The 21,887-nt window shown below is 71.8% G+C and carries 16 protein-coding genes and 1 tRNA gene; 7 read left to right on the forward strand and 10 right to left on the reverse strand.

Translation table 11 applies throughout. From position 1 onward, the window contains the following. Nucleotides 1-145: 145 nt before the first annotated feature. The 5 genes from ACFV9J_RS09080 to ACFV9J_RS09100 all read left to right on the forward strand — a co-directional run bounded on the left by ACFV9J_RS09080 (nucleotide 146) and on the right by ACFV9J_RS09100 (nucleotide 6,111). Nucleotides 146-1,573 (forward strand): hypothetical protein, encoded by a 1,428-nt coding sequence (locus ACFV9J_RS09080; protein WP_385351986.1) that lies wholly within the window; start codon nucleotides 146-148, stop codon nucleotides 1,571-1,573. A 339-nt stretch (nucleotides 1,574-1,912) separates the two neighbouring features. Beyond that, nucleotides 1,913-3,400 carry a PhoX family protein gene (locus tag ACFV9J_RS09085; protein WP_385351988.1) on the forward strand — a complete coding sequence of 496 codons (1,488 nt, stop codon included), beginning with the start codon at nucleotides 1,913-1,915 and terminating at the stop codon, nucleotides 3,398-3,400. After that, nucleotides 3,393-3,518 (forward strand) — tRNA-OTHER (locus ACFV9J_RS09090). Before ACFV9J_RS09085 ends, ACFV9J_RS09090 begins: the two co-directional genes overlap by 8 nt. 380 nt (nucleotides 3,519-3,898) lie before the next feature. Next, on the forward strand, nucleotides 3,899-5,500 hold the full coding sequence (locus ACFV9J_RS09095) for a TROVE domain-containing protein (protein ID WP_385351990.1): 1,602 nt from the start codon (nucleotides 3,899-3,901) through the stop codon (nucleotides 5,498-5,500). A 38-nt stretch (nucleotides 5,501-5,538) separates the two neighbouring features. Next, nucleotides 5,539-6,111 carry a TetR/AcrR family transcriptional regulator gene (locus ACFV9J_RS09100; protein ID WP_385351992.1) on the forward strand — a complete coding sequence of 191 codons (573 nt, stop codon included), beginning with the start codon at nucleotides 5,539-5,541 and terminating at the stop codon, nucleotides 6,109-6,111. 11 nt (nucleotides 6,112-6,122) lie between these two features. Here ACFV9J_RS09100 and ACFV9J_RS09105 read toward each other — a convergent pair whose 3' ends face one another. From ACFV9J_RS09105 to ACFV9J_RS09150, 10 genes are all read right to left on the reverse strand, one after another. After that, a complete protein-coding gene (locus ACFV9J_RS09105; protein WP_385351994.1) occupies nucleotides 6,123-7,484 on the reverse strand; it encodes a TIR domain-containing protein in 1,362 nt (453 codons plus the stop codon). A 29-nt stretch (nucleotides 7,485-7,513) separates the two neighbouring features. Then, nucleotides 7,514-11,074: an FxSxx-COOH system tetratricopeptide repeat protein gene (fxsT, locus tag ACFV9J_RS09110; RefSeq protein ID WP_385351996.1), complete on the reverse strand. Its 3,561-nt coding sequence runs from the start codon at nucleotides 11,072-11,074 to the stop codon at nucleotides 7,514-7,516. A gap of 142 nt (nucleotides 11,075-11,216) precedes the next feature. Beyond that, on the reverse strand, nucleotides 11,217-12,413 hold the full coding sequence (locus tag ACFV9J_RS09115; protein ID WP_385352232.1) for a TerD family protein: 1,197 nt from the start codon (nucleotides 12,411-12,413) through the stop codon (nucleotides 11,217-11,219). Nucleotides 12,414-12,499: 86 nt separating this feature from the next. Beyond that, complete coding sequence (locus ACFV9J_RS09120) at nucleotides 12,500-12,721, reverse strand: hypothetical protein (protein WP_189749896.1); 222 nt, start codon at nucleotides 12,719-12,721, stop codon at nucleotides 12,500-12,502. Nucleotides 12,722-12,867: 146 nt separating this feature from the next. Further along, complete coding sequence (locus tag ACFV9J_RS09125) at nucleotides 12,868-13,857, reverse strand: zinc-dependent alcohol dehydrogenase family protein (protein WP_003976918.1); 990 nt, start codon at nucleotides 13,855-13,857, stop codon at nucleotides 12,868-12,870. After that, complete coding sequence (locus ACFV9J_RS09130; protein WP_385351999.1) at nucleotides 13,854-14,729, reverse strand: carbohydrate ABC transporter permease; 876 nt, start codon at nucleotides 14,727-14,729, stop codon at nucleotides 13,854-13,856. Before ACFV9J_RS09130 ends, ACFV9J_RS09125 begins: the two co-directional genes overlap by 4 nt. Further along, nucleotides 14,726-15,670 carry a carbohydrate ABC transporter permease gene (locus tag ACFV9J_RS09135; RefSeq protein WP_385352002.1) on the reverse strand — a complete coding sequence of 315 codons (945 nt, stop codon included), beginning with the start codon at nucleotides 15,668-15,670 and terminating at the stop codon, nucleotides 14,726-14,728. The genes ACFV9J_RS09130 and ACFV9J_RS09135 overlap by 4 nt, the downstream gene beginning before the upstream one ends. Then, nucleotides 15,667-17,037, reverse strand: coding sequence for an ABC transporter substrate-binding protein (locus tag ACFV9J_RS09140; protein ID WP_385352004.1), 1,371 nt, complete (start codon nucleotides 17,035-17,037; stop codon nucleotides 15,667-15,669). Before ACFV9J_RS09140 ends, ACFV9J_RS09135 begins: the two co-directional genes overlap by 4 nt. Before the next feature lie 91 nt (nucleotides 17,038-17,128). Then, nucleotides 17,129-17,905: a DeoR/GlpR family DNA-binding transcription regulator gene (locus tag ACFV9J_RS09145; protein ID WP_385352006.1), complete on the reverse strand. Its 777-nt coding sequence runs from the start codon at nucleotides 17,903-17,905 to the stop codon at nucleotides 17,129-17,131. A gap of 283 nt (nucleotides 17,906-18,188) precedes the next feature. Continuing rightward, nucleotides 18,189-18,998: an NAD-dependent epimerase/dehydratase family protein gene (locus ACFV9J_RS09150; protein WP_385352008.1), complete on the reverse strand. Its 810-nt coding sequence runs from the start codon at nucleotides 18,996-18,998 to the stop codon at nucleotides 18,189-18,191. Between the two features lie 235 nt (nucleotides 18,999-19,233). Between ACFV9J_RS09150 and ACFV9J_RS09155 the strand changes: the two genes are divergently transcribed. Then, nucleotides 19,234-20,184, forward strand: a complete 951-nt coding sequence (locus ACFV9J_RS09155) for a 5-dehydro-4-deoxyglucarate dehydratase (RefSeq protein ID WP_385352010.1) — start codon at nucleotides 19,234-19,236, stop codon at nucleotides 20,182-20,184. Next, nucleotides 20,181-21,350, forward strand: a complete 1,170-nt coding sequence (locus ACFV9J_RS09160) for a hypothetical protein (RefSeq protein ID WP_385352012.1) — start codon at nucleotides 20,181-20,183, stop codon at nucleotides 21,348-21,350. The genes ACFV9J_RS09155 and ACFV9J_RS09160 overlap by 4 nt, the downstream gene beginning before the upstream one ends. The last annotated feature ends 537 nt before the right edge of the window (nucleotides 21,351-21,887 follow it).

The following is a 21,887-nucleotide window of genomic DNA, read 5'->3' on the forward strand; positions in this document are numbered from 1 at the left end:
GTCAAGGTTTCGGCCATGTACACCACCCGTCGGGGAGATGAACCGGGCGGCATGGGGCGAAACCCGTCTAGGCTGAGCCGTTGAGCCGTACGCGGTCCGAACGCGGCCGTACGGCGGTCAAGAGGCGCGCGAGGAGAAACATCCGATGTCAGACAGCTCCACCCTGCCGCCCGCACGGCTGCGCCCCGAAGCGGAGCTGGCCCGCGACGCGCTGTCCGCGCCGGTGCTCGCCCGGGCCGCGCGGCTGGCCCGCTGGGCCGGTCCCGACACCCGCGTCGACGCCGGAGGCGGACTCGTCGAGGAGCAGCTGCCCGCGGCGGCCGAGCAGCTCGGGCTGAGCGGGGACGACGCCGCCGCGTACGCGAGCGAGGCCTGGCGGATCGCCGTCGACACCGGGCTCGTCGAGATCACCGACGAGGAGACGGGCGCCGTGGCCGCGGGCGAGGACCTCGCCCTGCTCACCGGCGGCTCCCCCCAGGACGTGCTCGGCCTCTGGCTCACCGCCCTGGAGGCCGTGCTCGCCGACGCGAGCGTGCCCGACCTCGACGACCTGGTCGACGCGATGGCCGAGGGCGGCGAGGTCGACCTGTCCTCCCTCGACTGGGACCCCGAGGCCGAGGCCGAGTTCCTCGACGGCGTGCTCGGCAACCTCTACCTGCTCACCGTCGGCGAGGAGGGGCCCGGCGAGGCCCCGGTGCCGCTGCCGGCGCTGGCCGCCTCCGTGATCGTGCCCAGCGACATGGGCGAGCCCAGCAACGAGGTCCTGGAACAGGTGTCGGACGCCATGATGCGCCTGGACGACCAGTTCCGGCTGCTCGAACCGGTCGGCCTCGTCGAGTACCAGCCGGTCGACGAGGCGCTCATGGCCGACGCCGACGAGGAGCCCGCCGCCCCCGTCGACGAGTCCGACGTCACCCGTTACGGCATGGTGCGGCTCACCCCGCTCGGACTGTACGGACTGCGCGCCCGGCTCCTGGACGCCGGCTTCGAGGCCCCCGCCGTCGGCGACCTCTCCGACAAGGGCGCCGACGCGCTCCTCGACGGCACCGCGCCCTACCCGCCGGCCGCGGCCCACGCCGAGACCGAGCTGTGGCTGGCCGGACGGAGCCCGCTCGACGCCGCCCGCGAACTGCTCGCGGCGGCCCGCGGCCTCGACCCCGGCGCTCCGCTGCGCCGGCTGCGCTGCCAGCAGGCGCTCTCCCTGGTCGGCGCGGAGGCCGAGCCCGCGCTGCGGGAGGTCCTCGACGACGCCGAACTGGGCGGCCTCGCCCGGGTCTGGCTCACCGAGCACGGGGCCCGGGACGTCCCGGCGCCGCCGCAGGAGATGGTCTTCTGGCTGACCATCGACACCGTCGCCGCCCAGCTCGCCGCCGAGGGCAACTCCGAGGAGCTGCGCGCCCTGGTGGAGGGCCTCGCCCGCCAGCACAGCGGCTTCTTCGACACGGTCTGGCGGGTCGAGCACCCGGCCACCCCGGAGGTCCTGGAGGCGATGGGGCGGCTGCACCCCGACAAGAAGATCGCCAAGGAGGCCCGCAAGGCGGCGTTCAAGGCCCGCTCCCAGCAGGGCGGCTGAGCGCCCTACGGCGGCGTACGGGGCGGGGCGGCGGCCGGGCACCGACCGGGACGGGGCGGGTGCCGGGCACCGACCTGGACGGGGCGGGTGCCGGGCGGCGTACAGAATGGGGCGGCGGCCGGGCACCGACCTGGACGGGGCGGGCGGCGTACGGGACGGGGCGGGTGCCGGGCGGTGTACGGGGCCTGACAGGCGGCAGCCCAGGGTGGGGGAGAGGTCTCCGCCAGTTCAACTTCCGTTCAGGCACCGGCGGGATCCCCGTTCAGGCGCGGGCGGAACCGTGACGCCGGATCGAGGTCCGCCACCCTCCACGGCTCGCCCACCGTCACAGGAGACACCATGTCGCTCACCCGCAGGGACTTCGCCAGTCGATCCGCGCTCACCGGCGCCGGGGTCGTACTGGCGGGCAGCGTCGGCGCCCTCGCCACCGCCCCGAACGCCCTCGCGTCCACGGACACCGACCGCGTGGGGGAGGAGCGCGGCCACGGGCACGACGGTCACCACGACCACCACGACCACCACGGCCACGGCGGGGTCGGCTACGGGCCGCTGCTCCCCGACCCGGACGGCATCCTCGCCCTGCCCGCCGGCTTCCGGTACGAGATCATCACCCACTCCGGCCGGACCAAGCTGGAGTCCGGCGAGTACACCCCGTCCAACCACGACGGCACCGCCGCCTTCGACGGCCCGCGCGGCACCACCCTCCTCGTCAACAACCATGAACTCGGCGGCCACCGCGACGACTGGCCGCACCCCGTCCCGCTCACCGAGGGCCTCGTCTACGACCCGGCCGCCGCCGGTGGCTGCACCGTCGTCGAGGTCCGCCGCGGCGGCCACGTCGCCGAGTGGGTCGGCATCGCGGGCACCGCCACCAACTGCGCGGGCGGCAGCACCCCGTGGGGCACCTGGCTGACCTGCGAGGAGACCGAGGACAAGGCCGGCGAGGAGGGGATGACCAAGGACCACGGCTACGTCTTCGAGGTCGACCCCGAGGACCGTCGCGCCAACCGCGACCCCAAGCCGGTCAAGGCGCTCGGCCGCTACGCCCACGAGGCCGTCGTCATCGACCCCAGGCGCGGCCACGCCTACCTCACCGAGGACGCCTCGGGGCCCAACGGCCTCCTGTACCGCTGGACCCCGCCGGAGCACTTCCGGCACGGCCGCGGCCGGCTGCGCACCCTCGCCGACGACGCCGGGGTCCTCCAGGCGTTCAAGTGCTTCGACTCCGGCGGCAAGTTCGTCGACGACCTCTCCCGCGCCACGAAGACCGGTACCGTCTACGGCGTCGACTGGGTCGACGTCCCCGACCGCGACGCGAGGACCACCTCCGTGCGCAAGCAGTTCGCCGCCGGTGAAGTCACCCGCGCGCGCAAGCTGGAGGGCATGTGGTGGGCCGACGGCGGCACCTACATCGTCTCGTCCTTCGCCCGTGACGAGAGCCCCGGCCGCCCGCACGACGGGCAGGTCTGGTTCTACGACCCCAAGCGCCGCACTCTCACCCTGAAGGTCCTGCTCGGCGTCAACGCCGACCCGTCCGCCGACGGCGCCTTCGACGGCCCCGACAACATCACCGTCTCCCCGTACGGCGGCCTGGTCATCGCCGAGGACGGCGACGGCGTCCAGCACCTGTTCGGCGCCACCGACAGCGGCCGCACCTACCCCATCGCCCGCAACGAACTGAACCTCGGCACCGAGGACGACCCCGAATACAGCGAGTTCACCGGCGTCACCTTCTCGCCCGACGGTCGGACCCTCTACGCCAACATCCAGACGCCGGGCATCATGCTGGCGATCACGGGGCCGTGGAAGCGGCAGAAGCGCCGGTGATTAATTCGGTCGCCCGAGCGACGGCCGCCCTTTTAGAGTGATGAACGTCCAGGTGCGAAGGCAGGACCTACTTCCACTCTTAATGGGGCGGTCACGGGTTCGAGTCCCGTCACCGGCACAACGCTCCGGTGTAGCTCAGGGGTTAGAGCACCTTGTCGGTTCCGCCGACCTGAACTCTGGACACCTACAACTTCACGCACCTCCCGGTGCGCGGGCCGCGGCTACTTCTTCTCTCAAAAGAATCCCATGCCGCTGCCCACTTGATCTCGGGAGGCTCAGCAGTCGAGGGGTGCCCGGTGCGCAGGCAGCGGATACTTCCTTGGATCGGACGGTTGCGGGTTCGAATCCCGTCATCGACTTCGGGTCGGTGTAGCTCAATTCGGCAGAGCATCCGACTGTTCCCGTCGCCGATTCCGACCTCGGGCACCCTTCCGCTGCCGTGTCTCCCTCCGGAAATGTTCGAGATTTCGAGCTTTCGAGAATTCGGGGGAATTCACCATGGCGCGATTCAACACCAGGACGGCGAAGGCGCAGCCCACCTCGCGCGTGACCTCGACGGGGCGCGTGCTGCGCACCTGCGAGGGCGGCCGGGGCAGCGAGCGCGACGCACGCTCCGAGCTGTACCTGCTCTCGGTGTCCAACTTCGTCTCCCAGCAGACCTTCTACGAGTCCGGCGCCGCCCGCGACGACCGCTTCGCCACGCTGGTGCGCGAACTCGCCCTCAGCGACCCGTCCTGGACCGCCGGCCTGCTCGGCTGGCTGCGCGGCGAGGGCAACCTGCGCACCGCCTCGGTCGTCGGCGCCGCCGAGTACGTCAAGGCCCGCCTCGACTTCGGCGTCACCGACGGACCGTCCAACCGGCAGGTGATCGCCTCCGTCCTGCGGCGGCCCGACGAGCCCGGCGAGCTGCTCGCCTACTGGACCGCGACCTACGGGCGCGCCGTGCCCAAGCCGGTCAAGCGGGGGATCGCCGACGCCGTACGGCGGCTTTACCACGGCAAGTCGCTGCTGAAGTACGACACCGCGTCCAAGGGCTACCGCTTCGGCGACATCCTCAACCTGGTGCACGCGGCGCCCGACCCGGACAAGCCCTGGCAGGGCGAGCTGTTCCAGTACGCCCTCGACCGCCGGCACAACCCGGACACCGCGGTGCCGCCCGCCTCGAACCGCGTCCTGACCGCGCACCGCGAGCTGATGGCGCTGCCGGTCCCCCAGCGGCGAGCGGCGGTCACGGCACCCGACGGTGCCGAGCGGCTCGCGGCGGCGGGCATCACGTGGGAGATGCTGGCCGGCTGGCTCCAGGGCCCGATGGACAAGGCCGCCTGGGAAGCGGTGATCCCGTCCATGGGAGCGATGGCATTGCTCCGCAACCTTCGGAACTTCGACGAGGCCGGCGTCTCGGACGAGGTCGCCGCCCGGGTCGCGGCGCGGATCAGCGACCCGGCCGAGGTGGCGCGCTCGCGGCAGTTCCCCTTCCGCTACCTCGCCGCGTACCGGCACGCGCCGTCGCTGCGCTGGTCGTACCCCCTGGAGCAGGCGCTCGGTCACTCGCTGGCCAACGTGCCCGCGCTGGGCGGCCGGACGCTGGTCCTCGTGGACCGCTCGGGCTCGATGTTCTACTCGCGGATGTCGGACCGCTCCGAGCTGACCCGGGCCGACGCGGCGGCGGTCTTCGGCACGGCGCTGGCGCTGCGGGCGGCCGACGCGGACCTGGTCGAGTTCGGCTCGTCGAGCAACCGCGTGACGTACCGCGAGGGCGAGTCGGTGCTGAAGGTCCTGGACCGCTTCGGCGACCTCGGCGGCACCGACACCACCGAGGCGGTGCGGCGCCACTACGAGAAGCACGACCGGGTGCTGATCGTCACCGACGAGCAGTACGCGTACAGCAGGCACGGCGACCCGACCGAGCAGGTCCCGGCGCATGTGCCCGTCTACACCTGGAACCTCGCCGGGTACCGGGCGGGCCACGGTCCGTCGGGCCGGGCGAACCGGCACACTTTCGGCGGGCTCTCCGACGCCGCGTTCCGGATGGTTCCGCTGCTGGAGGCGGGCCGGGACGCCGACTGGCCCTGGGACGCCCGGGACGAGCACGCGCGGTAGGGTGCCCCGGAAGGTTGCCCGCTGTGCAGGGAGGGGCTGTGGCGCAGGTCAGGCCCATGCGGGCGGATGCCCGGCGCAACCGTGAGCGGTTGCTGGCGGTGGCGGCGGACGCGTTCGCCGAGCACGGGGAGGGCGCCTCCCTGGACGACATCGCCCGGCGGGCCGGGGTGGGCGTCGGCACCCTGTACCGGCACTTCCCGACGCGGCAGGCGCTGCTGGAGGCCGCCTACCTGGAGCGCCTGGAGGCGATCGCGGCCCGCGCCGCCGTGATCGCGGCCGCCCGGCCGCCGGGCGCGGCGCTGGCGGAGTGGTTGAACGAACTGGCCGCCGAGGTGCTGCGGGTGCGCGGGCTGAAGGCGCTACTGGGAACGGCGGTCACGGACGGTGGCACCCCGCAGGACACGGCGTGCGGTGACTGCCTGCGGGAGGCCGCGACACGGCTCGTCCGGGCCGCCCAGCACGAGGGCACGCTGCGGCGGGACATCGAGCCGATCGAGGTGCTGCGGTTGGCGCACGGGGTGGCGACGGCGTCCGCACTGACCGGCGGTGGGGCGGACGGGACGTCCATCCGGAGGTATCTGAGCCTGCTGACGGAGGGACTCCGGGCATAGGAGCGTACCCCTCAGAGATCCGGGGCCGCCTTGTGCCCGTCGACCAAGGAGCGTACCTGCAACGTCTCCTGGCTGTCGGGCGCGATCGATTCGAGGGCCAGGGCGATCCGCTCGTAACCGTGCGGTACCTGTCGGCCGGCGCGCACCACGGCGAAGGCCCACAGTAACGTCGGTAGTTCGGCACTGGGTGCGTTTCCAGGGGCGAGCCCGGTGAGCTCGAACCAGACGTCTCGTGCGTCCGGCCGGCCGACGGCGGGCACGAGGGCCAGGGCGTGCGCCAGCGTACGTTCGAAGGGGCTCACGGCGTTCGGCGGGTATTCCGGCTCCGCTCGCTGTACGACGGCCGGACCGGTCACCGGGGCCTTGACGGCCGTGAGAATCATGTCCTGGACCGCCTCCGTGTCCGGCACGCCGTGCAACTCTCCGCCCGATAGGGGAAGGAGATCCGGCGGACGGGCTTCGTCCGGAACGTCCTCGATGAAGAAGGGGGTCAGCTTGGCCAGGTCGGAGCAGAGACCCGGGTCTGCGAACGCGGTCTCCAGCGCCTCCCGTCGCAGAGGGCCGACGGTGAGACTGTGCCGGGAGACGAGCAGCACCACCCGGCCGGCCCGGCGTAGCGTGATGCTCAGCCGGTCGCCTCGCGGGTCGGCGGGGCCGTCCAGTCGGAGGACGTCGACGCTGCCGCGCGTGTCCAGGCAGGCGTGGACCCACTCTCCCCAGCCTCGGTCCTGCTCGGTGTAGGCGACGACGAAGTCGACCGGGAGGTCGGACTCGGGGCCGAACGGCGGACGCAGGTGCGCCGTCTCGCCCACCCTGATGTGCGGCAGAGCGGCGGTGCGGGCGTCGGCGACGAGATCGGCCACTTCCAGCACGATCTCCCGGTACTCCGGCGACTCGTGCCACTCCGGGCCGCGGGGCACAAGGTGGACGAGGCCGTGCTTCTCGTAGACGGAGTCGGGGCCGCGCCGTACATAGTGGTAGGCGTTCACGGCGTCCGGCCAGTCCTGCTTGCCCTTTTGCCAGAGCACACCGATCAGGCACGACGGGGCGCAGCCTTCGTACCGGTGGCGGCCGACCCGGGCGGTGAACACGGTCCATTCCCGGGCACACCAGTGGCTCTGGAAGTAACTGGGCGAGTACAGCACGAGCATGGCCATGGTCGTGCACACGCCGTTGCGGACGATGCGGTCCTCCCACAGCTCGCCCGGCTTGATGTCCCGTGCGTCCACGAACCCCTTGCCCGGGGTCTGCCTGCCCAGGATCTGGCCGACTTCCCGCTCGACGTCCTGATGAAAGCGTTCGACGAGAGGGAAATTGCTCCTGATGTCGGAGTAGCTGGTGAAGAACCAGTGCGGCAGACCAGGCGGGCCCATGCGAGTGGCCGGTGGTGGCGGTGTCGGATTCACCTGGTTTCCCGGCTGCTCTCAATCTCGGCCGTGATGCGGCGGGCCTCCGCCACCGCGAACGAGCCCGGGTCGTCCATCATCTCCACGGTGTCCACGAGCAGGGAGAGGCCCCGGCCCCCAGGCATTGACCGCGCCGCACGCACGGCCTCGTACAGCGTTGTACGCAGCGAAACGCCCTCCTGGGAGAGCCGGTGTGTCCCGTGCGGGTGCAGCCGAGTCAGCAGGTCCCGGCGGTTCTCCCGGGTCTGCAGCGCCAGTGAGCGTTCCAGGGCCGTGACGAGGCGGCGGATCAATACCGCCTGGCCGCTGTCCTCCGGTCCGGTCACACCTGGGAAGGAGGGCCCGCGGTCGGCACCGCCCGCGCCGGTCAGGGTGAAGCCGAGCAGTTCGCGCGCGGCGTCGGAGTCGAGATCGCTCAGCGCCGGGGTGATCAGTTCCCACAGGACGGGCGGCAACCGAGCCCGGTCGACGTGTGACACGAAGAGCGATACATAGCGGCGCCCGTCGGCCGCCTCGGGGCCTGGAGGGTCGCCCGCGAGCGCGGAGACGACGGGCGCGGCGGCCGGCGAGTCGAGGTAGGCATCTGAGAAGAGCGCGAGGACGACGTCGCATTCCTGGTTCACGTGATGCCCGACCAGGGTGCGCGCGCGGCCTGCCAGGACCTCGTGGCCCCGCGCCGCCAGTTCGAAGCGCACCCAGTCGGCCCAGTGGCGGTCGGCCTCAGCGTGACTGACCAGCACCCGCAGCCGACCCGACGAAGCGGTGACCGGCCGGGTGGGCGACTCGGTCCGGGCCTGGGACACTTCGCCGGGTAAACGCTCGGGCACGCCGGCATCCGGTGACACAGGCAGATCGTTCAGGAACCGGGGGAGGACGTCCGCGCTGATGGCGGCCTCCCGAGCGTCCGTGGGCAGGCACCGCAGCTCCCGCTCCGCCTCGGCGTGCCGGCCGCTGTCGGCGAGGCAGGTCGCCAGCAACGCGGTGGTGTCCACCGTGTCACGGTGCCCATGGCCGAGAGCGGCGAGCTGCCGGTCCCGCACCCGTCTGCTGCGGGCGAGCGCGGTGTCGTAGTCGCGCATCGCCCAGCAGAGGGCGGCGAGGAGAGCCGAACACCGCAAGGTCCGAGGATGGCCCGGCCCGAGGGTGTGCTCCTGGCGGGCGACGAGGCGCCCGGCATCCCGCCGGGCCTCTGCCAGCCTCTTCATCAGGGCGAGGACCGTGATCAGTTGGGCAGAGGTGGCCAGAGCATCGGGGTGGTCCGCGCCGAGTGTTCGCCGCTGGCGCTCCAGGGTGGCGGACAGCAGTTCGTGGGCCCGGACGTGGTCGCCTCTTCGGCTCAGCAGCGCGCCCAGCATCGCTCCGGCTTGCAAGACACTCGGGTGGTCGGGGCCGAGGCTCCGCCGGAGACGGAGGAAGGTGTCCTCGCCCAGCGCCGTGGCACGCTCCGGTTCCCCAGCGTCCGCGAGCAGGCCGGCCAGACGCACGGCGGTCCGCAGGGCATCGGGGTGCTGTGGCCCGAGTATGCGCCGTTGCCGGTCGAGTGTGTCCTCGGCCAGGTAACGGGCCTCGTCGACCAGGCCCAATTGCCGTACGACTGTGATCAGGCCGGCGGACAGGGCCAGGGTGGTGGGGTGGTCGGCACCGAGGACCTGCTGCAGCTTCTGCCGAGTCTCCGTGCCCAGATCGTGGGCACCGTGGGCCTCTCCCGACTCGGCCAGCAGCATGGCAAGGCGCGCGGCGGTCTCCAGCGTCGTCAGGTGGTTCTCGCCGAAGACCCGCCGCGACCAGGTGAGGATCCGCTTGGTCAACGACCTGGAGGCACCGAAGTCTCCCGCCGCCCGTACTCCCTGGGCCAAGGAGGACATCGTCTCCATCGTGGGTTCGGCGTCCGGTCCGAACCGCTCGTCGGCGACCTCGAGCAGTGCGCTCAGCCGGGTCACGGCGGTGGCCGAGTCCCCGGCTTCCAGCAGGTGAGCACAGGCTCGGCGGGCCGCCTCGAAACCTTCGAGTCGGGTCAGGTCCCGAGGCGCGATGGCGAGGAGGTGGGGCAGCAGGACGGCCCAGTACTCCGAGGAGGCCGGCCGGGTGGAGAGGGCCGAAACCAGCAGGGCCTGTGCCCCGAGTGCCGCCTCGGCGCGCTCACCTTCGGAAAGCCGGTCCCGCAGCGCGGGCAGGGTGCCCGGGTGCAGACGGAGGGTGCCGTCGACACGAGCCAGCCCGTAGCGGCCGATGGCGCTCAGCGCTTGGTCCATTGCCTCGGGCTCGGCCAGGAGCGCGGCCACGTCCGACGGCGTCCACTCCGGAACCCCTCGGCAGGCATGCAGTGGAAAGGGATCGGGTGCGAGCAGCGCGCAAGAGGCCAGGAGCGACGCCGCCCCGGGGTGGTCCGAAGCCAGCCGATCCTGCGCGATCCGCACGGTATCCTCCAGCCTGTGGTGCGGGCCGTGGGCGCCCTCCTCGGCGTTGAGCGCGCGCCGATAGCCGCTGATCGGGACACCCTGCTCGATGAGCTTGGCTGCCTGGATAATCGCCAGCGGCATGTGTCCCAGGTCCGCCGCCAGCGCCCTGGCCTCCGACCGGGGCAGTGAGCATGCGTACCGCCGAAGCAGTTCGGAGGACTCCGCCGGGCGAAGGGGGCCGACATCGATCCGCTTGCCCCACTGTCGCCAGGCGGAGTCGCGGGAGGTAACCAGGATGTGACCGCTCTCGGTACTCCGCAGCAGATCCTTCGGCACGTCGGTCGGGGACGAGGAGTCGTCGAGGACCAGGAGCCACCGGCCGCGGCCGCGGAGCTCGTCGGTGAGGGCCGCGACCGCCTCCGACGGCGGGGAATCCGGCGCGGCGGCGCCGGTGTGCCTCGCGAGCTCGGCCAACTGGGGAGCCACCTGCAAGCGAGTCGGCCGGACCCACCAGACGAGTTCGTACTCGCCGGCGAAGCGTTGTGCGTACTCGACGGCCAGTTGGGTCTTGCCCATACCGGATTTCCCGGTGAGGATCACCCGGGAGCGTTCGGCCAGGGCCGACCTGATCTTGTACAGGAGATCGTCTCGGCCCACGAAGGGGTCGCAGAGCTCGGGTACGTTCCACACCCGCGGCCGGGTGCCGGGAAGCCTGGGGCTGACGGCCCCGAGACGGCGCAGCACACCGCCCGCCGGCACCTTGTCGGGCCGGACGGCCCGCAGAAGGGTGTCACGGGCAGCCTGTTCTCCCAGGCCCTTGAGGCGGACGGCCTGCAGGCCTTCGAGACTCCGGGGTAGACGAGTGTCATCGAGCACGACGGGCACGATCGTGGCTTCCGCGTCGCGCGCCGCTGTGAGCTCCGCTCGCGTGAACCGACTGTCCGCGTACCGCACCGAGACGAGTACCAGGACCTTGGCCGCGTCGCGCACCGCGGCCGCGATCCCGGAGGGCCAGGAAGAGCCCGCGCGTAGCTGCCAGGCGTCGAGCCACACCTCGTACCCGGCGTCCTTCAGCTGCCACGCCGTCCACTCCGCCCATGCCCGGTCGGACCTGACGTAGCTGATGAAACAAGACGTCGTCCCACCGTCGACAGCCATATGCGTGCCCCCGATCGCTGCTCGCTCAGAGATTACGGTGTTCGGCCGCGGTGGCGGGGGTTCTTTACGTGCATCGGCGAGGGGAAGCCATTGGAGCGGAGCGGTGCAGCGGGCCACCGCCCGCCCCGTGGGCCAGCCTCTCTTACAGCGCCTGCGCGGCCGGCTTCACCATGCCGCGGACCGTGCGGGACTTGACGAAGTCGCCCATGGCGGTCATCTCCCACTCGCCGGAGTACTGGCGGATCAGCTTCGCCATCATCACGCCGGTCTGCGGCTCGGCGCTGGTGAGGTCGAAGCGGACCAGCTCCTCGCCGCTCGCGGCGTCGATGAGGCGGCAGTAGGCCTTGGCGACCTCGGTGAACTTCTGGCCCGAGAAGGAGTTCACCGTGAAGACCAGGCCGCTGACCTCCTGCGGGAGTCGGCCCAGGTCCACGACGATCACCTCGTCGTCGCCGCCGCCCTCGCCGGTCAGGTTGTCGCCGGAGTGCTTGATCGCGCCGTTCACGATCGAGAGCTTGCCGAAGTAGCAGCTGTCGATGTGGTTGCGCTGGGGGCCGTAGGCGATGACCGACGCGTCCAGGTCGATGTCCTTGCCGCGGTACGCCGGCTCCCAGCCGAGGCCCATCTTCACCTGCGAGAGCACCGGCCGGCCGCCCTTGACCAGGGAGACGGTCTGGTTCTTCTGGAGGCTGACCCGGCCCTTGTCGAGGTTGATCTTGCCGGTGCCCGGGGCGGGGGCCGGCGGTGCGGCGGGCGGGGCGGGCGGAGCGGCAGGCATCGTGGGCGCGGCCGCGGGCGGCGGGGGCGTGGCCGCCTGGGGCTGCGGCGGGGTCGCCGGGGCCGCCGGTTCCTCCACCGTGACGCCGAAGTCGGTGGCGATGCCGGCGAGGCCGTTGGAGTAGCCCTGGCCGACCGCGCGGGCCTTCCAGGCGCCGTTGCGCAGGTAGACCTCGACGATCACCAGCGCGGTCTCGGTGCCGAGCTGCGGGGGCGTGAAGCTGGCGAGCACGGAGTTGTCGTCCGCGTTGCGGATGGTGGCGGTCGGCTCGATGCCCTGGAAGGTCTGGCCGGCGGCGTCCGGGCTGGCGGTGACGACGATCTTCTCGATGCCCGGCGGGACGGCGGAGGTGTCGACCACGATCGCGTCCGGGGCGCTGCCGCCGCCGGAGCGGTAGGTCACGCCCTGGCCGGTGGGCTGGTTGTAGAAGATGAAGTCGTCGTCGGAGCGCACCTTGCCGTCGGCGGTGAGCAGCAGGCCCGATACGTCGAGCCGCACGGGAGCGGCGACGTCCACCGTCACGCGGGCGGCGGAGAGGGGGATGTTCGAGCCGGGGGTCATAGCTGTCATGCCGGGTGAACGAGCGAGGGCGTTTTACCGTTCCCTTACCCGGCGGCCAATCGGGTTCGCGGCCCGGGTGCGCCGGGTCAGCGGCGGTTTCGGGGGTGGTTGCGGGCGGTGCGTTCGTTGCCGTGCTTGTAGTTGCCGGTCCAGCGGGCCATGACCAGCTGGGGGTCGCCGGAGGTGACCTCTTCGAGGAAGCGGGCGGCTCGGGAGCCGTTGAGGGTGGTGGCGGGGTGGTTGTGGTGGGTGATGTGGACGGTGCCGGATGCGGTGGCGGTGTAGGCGAAGCCGTTCGGTTTGGGCATGGCGGGATGGTAGGAGGCGGCGGTGGGGGCGGCCCAGTGGATTTCGCCCCCGCCGCCCCTTCCCTTCCCGTCCCTGGGGGCTGCGCCCCCAGACCCCCGCTTCGGCCTGGACGGCCTCGTCCTCAAACGCCGGACGGGCTAGATGGTCACGGGACGACTACGATCTTGCGGCCTACTCCTGCCGCGAACTGCTCCAGAGCCTGCGGGTAGCGGGCCAGTTCGATGCGGTCGCTGATGAAGACGTCCGGGTCGAGGACGCCGTTCGCGAACAGCTCCGCCGCGCGCTCGTAGCTGTGGAGGACCGCCATCGAGCCGGTGATGGTGATCTCCTGGTTGTAGATGCGGTACGGGTCGATCTGCACGCGCGTCGCGTAGTCGGCGACGCCGAACTGGAGGAAGGTGCCGGCCTTGGCGACCCGGTCCAGGCCGTCCTGGATGGCCGCCGCGTTGCCGGTGGCGTCGATGACCAGGTCCCAGCCCTGGGGGCGGTCCAGCTCGTCGGGGGTGGCGGCCGAGGCCGAGACGCCGAGGCCGCGGGCGGTTTCCAGGCGGGCCGGGTTGAGGTCGACCATGTCGACGCTGGCCGCGCCGGTGCGCTTGGCCAGTTCCAGCATCATCAGGCCCATCGTGCCGGAGCCGTAGATGAGGACGTGGGCGCCGAGGCGGGACTGGAGGACGTCGTAGCCGCGCACGGCGCAGGAGAGCGGTTCGATCAGGGCCGCGTCCTGGGTGCGGACGTGCTCGGGGAGCTTCACGCAGTTCGCGACCGGCGCCACCGCGTACTGGGCAGCGCCGCCCGCCGTCGTCACGCCGATGGCCGCCCAGCGCTCGCAGAGGTTGTTGTGACCGGTGCGGCAGTAGCGGCACTCGTAGCAGTAGAGGGAGGGGTCGACCGCGACCTGGTCGCCGACCGCCACCTCCGTGACCTGGGCGCCGACGCCGACCACCGCGCCGGCGAACTCGTGGCCCGGCACGATCGGGAGCTTGGGCGCGAACTCGCCCTGGAGGATGTGCAGGTCGGTGCCGCACAGGCCGCAGGCGGCGACCTCGACGACGACCTCGCGCGGCCCTGGCGTCGGGTCGGGGACCTCGGTGACGACGGCGCGTCCCACGGACTCGATGACGGCGGCCTTCATTTCACGGCTCCCAACGACAGGCCCTGGACCAGTTTGTCCTGGGCGGCGAACCCCGCGGCGAGCACCGGCAGGGAGATGACGAGCGACGCGGCGCACACCTTGGCCAGGAAGAGGCCCTGGCTGGTGATGAAGCCGGTCAGGAAGACGGGGGCGGTCTCGGCGACCACGCCCGTCAGCACCCGGGCGAAGAGCAGTTCGTTCCAGCTGAAGATGAAGCAGATGAGCGACGTCGCGGCTATGCCGGGCAGGGCGATGGGGGCCACCACCCGGACCAGGATCGTCGGCAGCTTCGCGCCGTCCACCCGGGCCGCCTCGATGATCGCGACCGGGACCTCGGCCAGGAAGGACTGCATCATCCAGACCGCGATCGGCAGGTTCATCGACGTGTAGAGGATGACCAGCAGCCAGATGTTGTCCAGCATGTCGGTGTTCTTGGCGAACAGGTAGATCGGCAGCAGGCCCGCCACCACCGGCAGCATCTTGGTGGACAGGAAGAAGAACAGGACGTCCGTCCACTTCTTCACCGGGCGGATGGACAGGGCGTAGGCGGCGGGCAGGGCCAGGACCAGGACGAAGAGGGTCGACGCGATCGACGCCACCGCCGAGTTGATCAGCGCGGGCCAGGGACTGGCGCCGCCGCCCGCGCCGAAGAACTCGCGGTAGCCGTCCAGCGTCAGCGACGCCGCGAAGGACGGCGGGTTGGTGGCCGCGTCCGACTCCGAGTGGAAGGAGGTCAGCGCCATCCACGCGATGGGCAGGAAGAAGACGATGCCGACCAGCCAGGCGACCAGGCCGAGGCCGGCGCCGGCCTTGCGGCGGGTCCGTGCGGGCTTGGCGTCGGTGACGACGGGGCGTACGGCGGTGGCGCTCATGCGCGGCCGACCTCCTCGCGGAACAGGGACGACACCACGCGCAGCGCGAAGGTGGCGATGATGATCGAGCCGATGACGACCAGGACGCCCGCGGCCGAGGCGAGGCCGTTCTCGTGGGCCTGGTAGAAGCTCTGGTAGACGGTGTAGGGCAGGTTGGCCGTGCCCAGGCCGCCGGACGTGAGGGTGAAGACCGCGTCGAAGTTCTGGACGATGTAGATCGAGCCGAGCAGGGCACCGAGTTCCAGGTAGCGGCGCAGGTGGGGGAGGGTGAGGTGGACGAAGATCTGCCAGTCGCCCGCGCCGTCCACCCGGGCGGCCTCGATCTGCTGCTGGTCCCGGCTCTGCAGTCCGGCCAGCAGGATGAGCATCATGAACGGCGTCCACTGCCACACCAGCGACGCCTCGACCGCGAGCAGCGGGGTGTTGGAGATCCAGTCCGGCTGGGGTCCGCCCACGTAGTGCAGCAGGCCGTTGAGCAGGCCGTACTCGGGGTTGTAGAGGACGTGTTTCCAGAGCAGGGCGGCCGCCACCGGGACCACCAGGAACGGGGCGATCAGGAGGGTGCGGACCACGCCGCGCCCCTTGAACCTCCGGTCGAGGAGCAGGGCGAGGGCCAGGCCGAGGACCAGGCTGGCCACGACGACCGCCACGGTGAGCAGGATCGTCGTCCACACCGACTTGCGCAGGGCGGGGTCGCTGAGGACGTCGCCGTAGTTGGCGAAGCCGGTGAAGCTGCGGGCGTCCGGGTAGAGGGCGTTCCAGTCGAAGAAGGAGATCACCAGGGTCGCCACGAAGGGCAGCTGGGTGACCACGATCATGAAGATCAGGGCGGGGAGGAGCGGGGCGCGGGTGGCCCAGGCGCGCAGCCGGTTGGACGGCGGGCGGACGGTGGGGCGCGTGTGTTCGGGTGCGGCCGAGGGGGCCGTGGTCGTGGCGGTCATCGTCCCTCGTACTCCTCGGAGATCTGCTCGGCGAGCTGCTGGGACTTCTTCAGGGCCTCCTCGACGGACTGGCGTCCGGCGATGGCCGCGCTGATCTCCTGGGAGACCTTGGTACCGAGGTCGGTGAACTCGGGGATGCCGACGAACTGGATGCCGGGCGCGGGCCGCGGCTGCACGCCGGGGTCCTTGGGCCTGGCGCCCTCGATGGCCTTGCGGGTCATCTCCTGGAAGGCGGCGGCCTCCTTGACGTAGGCCGGGTTCTCGTACGTCGAGGCGCGCTTGCCGGCCGGGACGTTGGACCAGCCGATCTCGTCGCCGACCAGCTGCTCGTACTCCTTGCTGGACGCCCAGGAGACGAACTTCCAGGCCTTGTCGGCGTTGCGGGAGGCCTTCTGGATGCCCCAGGCCCAGGTGTAGAGCCAGCCGGAGGAGTCCGTCTTCTCCACCGGCGCGGGCGCGTAGCCGATCTTGCCCTTGACCGGGGAGTCGGCGGCGTCCAGGGAGCCGGCCGCGGAGGTGGCGTCGTACCACATGGCGACCTTGCCCTGCGTCATGTTGTTCAGGCACTCGGCGAAGCCGGACTGGGCGGCGCCGGACTCGCCGTGCTCGCGGACCAGGTCGACATAGAACTTCGTCGCCTTCTCCCACTCGGGGGAGTCGAGCCGGGCCTGCCAGTCCTGGTCGAACCAGGTGCCGCCGAAGGTGTTCACGACCGTCGTCAGGGGTGCCATCAGCTCGCCCCAGCCGGGCAGTCCGCGCAGGCAGATGCCCTTCATGCCGGGCTCGGACCCGTCGAGCTTCTCGGCGAAGCCGGCCACCTGGGTCCAGGTGGGATGCTCGGGCATGGTCAGGCCCGCCTTGGCGAACAGGTCCTTGCGGTACATCAGGAAGGAGGACTCGCCGTAGAAGGGCTGGCCGTAGAGCTTGCCGTCGTCGGCGGTGAGGGACTCGCGCATCGGGCCGAGGATGTCCTGCTCGTCGTAGGCCGGGTCCTTCGCGACGTAGGAGTCCATCTCGTGCAGCCAGTCGTTGCGGGCGTAGATCGGTATCTCGTAGTTGGAGAGGGTGGCGGCGTCGTACTGGCCGGCCTGGTTGGCGAAGTCCTGGCTGATCTTGTCCCGGACGTCGTTCTCCGGCAGGACGGTGAAGTTCACCTTGATGCCGGTCTCTTCGGTGAAGTGGTCGGCGGTGAGCTTCTGCAGCTCGACCATCTGCGGGTTGTTGACCATCAGGACGTTGATGGCGTTGCCGCCGGATCCGGCGCCGCCCGCCCCGACCCAGCAGCCGGTGAGCAGCGGGGCGAGCAGCGTCCCTGCGGCGGCCATGGCGAGTGTGGCTCGCGGCCTCCGTCGGCTCTGGGTTCGCATGGATCGCTCCTGAACGTATGGGGAGGTATAGGGAGGTAAAGGGCAGTGGAAGGTGTGGCTGTGCTGTGCGGGCACCGGAGGTGAGGGGTTGTCAGACGCGGATGATCTGGGGACCGAGCAGTGCGTAGCGGTGGGCCTCGGCCGAGGGCAGCAGCGTGCTGGTGACGATGGCCTCCAGGGCGCCGACCTCCGCGAACCGGCAGAAGCTCACCGCCCCGAACTTGGTGTGCGCGCCGGCGAACACCGTGCGGCGGGCGGCCCGGATGGCCTGCGCCTTGACCTCGCTGACCGCGGGGTCGGGGGTGGTGAGACCGTGCTCGCGGGAGATGCCGTTGGCGCCGATGTACGCCAGGTCGATGACGAAGCCGGCCAGCATCTTCGTGGTCCAGTGGTCGACGGTGGCCAGGGTGCCCGAACGGACCCGGCCGCCGAGCAGCAGGACGGAGGTGTCGCCCGCCTCGGCCAGCGCTCCGGCGACCGGCAGGGACGCGGTGACCACGGTCAGCGGCCGGTCCCGGGGCAGGGCCTCGGCGATGAGCTGGGGGGTGAAGCCCTCGTCGACGAAGACCGTCTCCGCGTCGCCGAGCAGTTCGACGGCGGCGGACGCGATCCGGCGCTTCTCCGGCACGTGGCTGGTGGCGCGGAAGGCGAGCGTGGTCTCGAAACCGGCGCTCTCCACCGGGTAGGCGCCGCCGTGGGTGCGGCGGACCAGGCCGTGGTCCTCCAGAGCGCGCAGGTCCCGCCGTACGGTCTCCTTGGCGACGCCCAGTTCGGCGGCGAGCGCGCTGACGTCGACCGAGCCGGTGGCGCGGGCGACCCGCACGATCTCGTGCCGGCGCTCTTCCGTCGTCCTTGTCTGCGTGCTCATGCCGAACACCTGCCTCACCGCCTCGTCGCCGTGTGGTTGCCCGTTCGGGCCCGGATGACCCTTGGGGGAAGTTCTACAGCGGTCGTGCGGCACTGACCAGGCCTGTTGCGGACCCGATACTGCCCGGGTGTGCCCGTTTGCCCTGCCGGGTGCCCGTCTCGGACCTGGGGTTCGACGCGGGGCGGGGTGAGAACGGGCAGCGCGGATGCCCGCATGCGGAAGCGGACGGGCCCGTTCGGTGCCCGTCCGCTTCCCCGGTGGTTCTCGCGTGGTCGTCTTCCGGTCAGTACGGCCAGATCGGGGGGTCGGTCACGAAGTGGCCGCCCAGGCGGGCGTGCGCCGGGTCGCCGGGGTCGAGTTCGCCCTGTTCGGCGACGAGTTTGCCGGCGTACGGCTCGGAGTCGTCCTGCGGCTCGTAACCGAGCGCCCGCGCGGAGGTCAGGTCCCACCACAGGCGGGTGTTGGCGGAGGAGCCGTGGACGACGGTGTGCCCCACGTTCTCGGCGGTGAGTGCCGCGTGGAAGAGGCGGGCGCCGTCCGCGGGGCTCATCCACACCGAGAGCATGCGCACGCTGGTCGGCTCGGGGAAGCAGGAGCCGATGCGGACGGAGACGGTCTCGATGCCGTGCTTGTCCCAGTAGAGCTGGGCGAGATCCTCGCCGAAGCACTTGGACAGGCCGTAGAAGGTGTCCGGGCGGCGCGGCGTGCCGATCGGGATGAGGGGGTCGTCGCCCTGCGGCCGGGGGGTGTAGCCGACGGCGTGGTTGGAGGAGGCGAAGACGATGCGGCCGACGCCCTCCTCGCGGGCGGCCTCGTACAGGTTGTACGTGCCCTCGATGTTCGCCGCGAGGATCTTGTCGAAAGAGGCTTCCAGGGAGATGCCCGCGAGGTGGATGATCGCGTCGACGCCCCGGACCGCCTCGCGCAGGGCGTCCCGGTCGGCCAGGTCGGCCACGATGGCGTCCGGCTCGCCCTCGACCGGGAGCAGGTCGAGCAGGCGCAGCTGGTAGCCGTGGCCGGGGAGCAGTTCCCGCATCAGGGTGCCGAGGCCGCCGGCGGCGCCGGTGAGCAGGACGGTGCGGGGAGCGGGCATCCTCGGGACTCCTAGGTCGGTCGGTGGAAACGGCAGGCGTGCGCACGCCTGCCGGTGTGTGCCTCACGTTCAGATGTGTGGACACGCTAAGGAGCAGGTGGTCGGGCGTCAAGAGGGCGCCTGCTTGACGGTGTTCGCGGGGCGGCTTAGCGTGGTCGCGTTCAGAAATGTAGACGCAGGTCATGAATATGATGACGTCCGTGAATCGACCCTGCACCTGGAATGGGGAGCGCCCGTGACCTCAGCCCCTCTCGCCGCCCGGCTCACCGCGCCCAGCGGCCCGCTGTTCTTCCCCGTCACGGCGTACGGACCAGACGGCGGACTCGACCTCGACGTCTACCGCACCCATGTGCGCCGCGGCATCGAGGCCGGTGCCGCCGCCGTCTTCGCCTGCTGCGGCACCGGCGAGTTCCACGCCCTCACACCCGAGGAGTTCGCGGCCTGTGTCCGCGCGGCCGTCGAGGAGAGCGCGGGCCGGGTGCCCGTCCTCGCGGGCGCGGGCTACGGCACCGCCCTCGCCGTGCGCTACGCCCGCCTCGCCGAGGAGGCCGGGGCCGACGGGCTGCTCGCCATGCCGCCCTACCTGGTGCTCGCCGGGCAGGAGGGACTGGTGCGGCACTACCGGGAGGTGGCGGCCTCGACCCAGCTGCCCGTGATCGTCTACCAGCGCGACAACGCCGTGTTCACCCCGGAGAGCGTCGTCGAACTGGCCCGCACGGACGGTGTCGTAGGCCTCAAGGACGGGCTCGGCGACCTCGACCTGATGCAGCGCATCGTCAGCGCGGTGCGCACGGAACTGCCGGGCGAGGAGTTCCTGTACTTCAACGGACTCCCGACCGCCGAGCAGACCCAGCTCGCCTACCGCGCGCTCGGTGTCACCCTCTACTCGTCCGCCGTGTTCTGCTTCGCCCCCGAGATCGCCCTCGCCTTCCACCGGGCGCTGCGCGAGGACGACGACACCACCGTGCACCGTCTGCTGGACGGCTTCTACCGGCCGTTCGTCGAACTGCGCGCCCGGGGCCGCGGATACGCCGTGGCCCTGGTCAAGGCGGGCGTACGGCTGCGCGGCCTGGACGTGGGGGAGGTGCGGACGCCGTTGCAGGAGCCGGCCGAGGAGCACGTGAAGCAGCTCGTCCGGATCATCGAGCGGGGTCAGGTGCTGGTCGAGGAAGGAACCGGTCGGTGAAGGCCTCGGCGTTCGTCTACCCCTGGGACGTCAACGGCGACCCGGAAGCCCCCGCGCGCGTCGCGGACCTCGGCGTGGCGCAGGTGACCCTCGCGGCCGCCTACCACTCCACCCGCGCCCTCACCCCGCGCCACCCGCGCCACCGCGTCGTCACCGCCGAGCACGCGGCCGTCCTCTACCCGCCGGACGGCGCCCGCTGGCGGGGCCGCACACTCCGCCCGTACGAGTCCGGCGACTGGGCGCCCGGCGACGCGTACGGCGAGGCCGCCGAAGCCCTCGCGGAGACGGGCCTCCAGGTGCACACCTGGGTCGTCCTCGCCCACAGCTCCCGCCTCGGCGCCGAGCACCCGCACACCTGCGTCGTCAACGCCTACGGCGACCGCTACCCCTGGGCGCCCTGCATCGCGCAGCCCGCCACGCGCGCGTACCTCACCGACCTGGCCGCCGAGGCCGCGGTGCGGCCCGGGGCGCGCGGCACGGAACTGGAGTCGCTGGGCTGGTACGGGCTCGCCCACCTGCACGCCCACGACAAGACCGGCGGGGTGCCCCTCGGGGACGCCGGGCAGTACCTGATGTCGCTGTGCTTCTGCCCCGACTGCGCGGCGGGGTACGGCGGCCAGGGCCTCGACGCCGACGCGCTCGCCGCCGCCGTGCGGACCGCGCTGGAGCCGGTGTGGCGGGGTGCGGCGCCCTCGGACGGGGGCTGGGCGGGCGTCGAGAAGCTCCTCGGCGCGGCGCCCGCGAACGCCACGCGCGCGTGGCGGGACGACCGGGCGCGCACGCTCCAGGAGGCGGCGGTCTCCGCGGTCCGCGCCGCCGCGCCCGACGGCTTCCAGGTCCTGCTGCACGCCGACCCGGTCTCCTACCACTGCGGCGCCAACGTCGGCGTCGACCCCGCGCACATCCTCTCCGTCGCGGACGGCGTGGTCGTCCCCTGCACGGGCGGCCCGGCCCTGCTCACACCGTTCGCCGAACAGGCCGCCGACGGGACCGTCCTCGCCGCCAACCTCACGGTGGTCTCGGGCATGGGCGGCAGCCCCGGCACCCTCGCCGCGGACGCCGCCCGCGCCCGCGACCTGGGCGCGACGGAACTGCGGCTGTACCACGCGGGGTTGGCGTCGGACGGGGATCTGGAGGGGGTGCGGGTGGGGCTGGGGGTGGGGTGAGGGCGGACGGACGGTGGCTGCGGGGCGGGAGACTGACCCCGGTGCAGTCTCCCGTTGCGCGGTGCGGTGGCAGCGGGAGACTGGGCGGGGAGATGGAGCATCCCCGCGGGTGCGGGGAGCAGTGTCCAGGTTCATGATTCCCCCTCTCGGGGATGGTCCCGAGACCACCGAGACCCCGGCCGAGGTGACCACCTGCTCCCCGCACCCGCGGGGATGGTCCCGACGTGGCGGAGAAGCTGACCGTCCTGCGCAACTGCTCCCCGCACCCGCGGGGATGGTCCCGACCTGGGCGCGGCCACGAGCCTGGTCGCGGTCCGTTCCCCGCGCCCGCAGGGATGGGCGGAGAGGCTCGCCACGGACACGTTCTGCTCCCCGCACCCGCGGGATGGCCCCATCGACGACCTCAAGCGCATTCGCAGGGGGACGAATCCACCGTGTGCGGAGGCTCGCCACGGACACGTTCTGCTCCCCGCACCCGCGGGATGGCCCCATCGACGACCTCAAGCGCATTCGCAGGGGGACGAATCCACCGTGTGC

This window comes from Streptomyces sp. NPDC059906, from assembly GCF_042730645.1.
In the GTDB taxonomy this organism is placed as follows: domain Bacteria; phylum Actinomycetota; class Actinomycetes; order Streptomycetales; family Streptomycetaceae; genus Streptomyces; species Streptomyces rubrogriseus.

Excerpts from the sequence above, each read along its gene's own strand:
- ACFV9J_RS09080 (WP_385351986.1), top strand. The coding sequence starts at position 146 with ATGTCAGACAGCTCCACCCTGCCGCCCGCACGGCTGCGCCCCGAAGCG.
- ACFV9J_RS09085 (WP_385351988.1), top strand. The coding sequence starts at position 1,913 with ATGTCGCTCACCCGCAGGGACTTCGCCAGTCGATCCGCGCTCACCGGC.
- ACFV9J_RS09095 (WP_385351990.1), top strand. The coding sequence starts at position 3,899 with ATGGCGCGATTCAACACCAGGACGGCGAAGGCGCAGCCCACCTCGCGC.
- ACFV9J_RS09105 (WP_385351994.1), bottom strand. The coding sequence starts at position 7,484 with ATGGGCCCGCCTGGTCTGCCGCACTGGTTCTTCACCAGCTACTCCGAC.
- fxsT (WP_385351996.1), bottom strand. The coding sequence starts at position 11,074 with ATGGCTGTCGACGGTGGGACGACGTCTTGTTTCATCAGCTACGTCAGG.
- ACFV9J_RS09115 (WP_385352232.1), bottom strand. The coding sequence starts at position 12,413 with ATGACCCCCGGCTCGAACATCCCCCTCTCCGCCGCCCGCGTGACGGTG.
- ACFV9J_RS09120 (WP_189749896.1), bottom strand. The coding sequence starts at position 12,721 with ATGCCCAAACCGAACGGCTTCGCCTACACCGCCACCGCATCCGGCACC.
- ACFV9J_RS09125 (WP_003976918.1), bottom strand. The coding sequence starts at position 13,857 with ATGAAGGCCGCCGTCATCGAGTCCGTGGGACGCGCCGTCGTCACCGAG.
- ACFV9J_RS09130 (WP_385351999.1), bottom strand. The coding sequence starts at position 14,729 with ATGAGCGCCACCGCCGTACGCCCCGTCGTCACCGACGCCAAGCCCGCA.
- ACFV9J_RS09135 (WP_385352002.1), bottom strand. The coding sequence starts at position 15,670 with ATGACCGCCACGACCACGGCCCCCTCGGCCGCACCCGAACACACGCGC.
- ACFV9J_RS09140 (WP_385352004.1), bottom strand. The coding sequence starts at position 17,037 with ATGCGAACCCAGAGCCGACGGAGGCCGCGAGCCACACTCGCCATGGCC.
- ACFV9J_RS09145 (WP_385352006.1), bottom strand. The coding sequence starts at position 17,905 with ATGAGCACGCAGACAAGGACGACGGAAGAGCGCCGGCACGAGATCGTG.
- ACFV9J_RS09150 (WP_385352008.1), bottom strand. The coding sequence starts at position 18,998 with ATGCCCGCTCCCCGCACCGTCCTGCTCACCGGCGCCGCCGGCGGCCTC.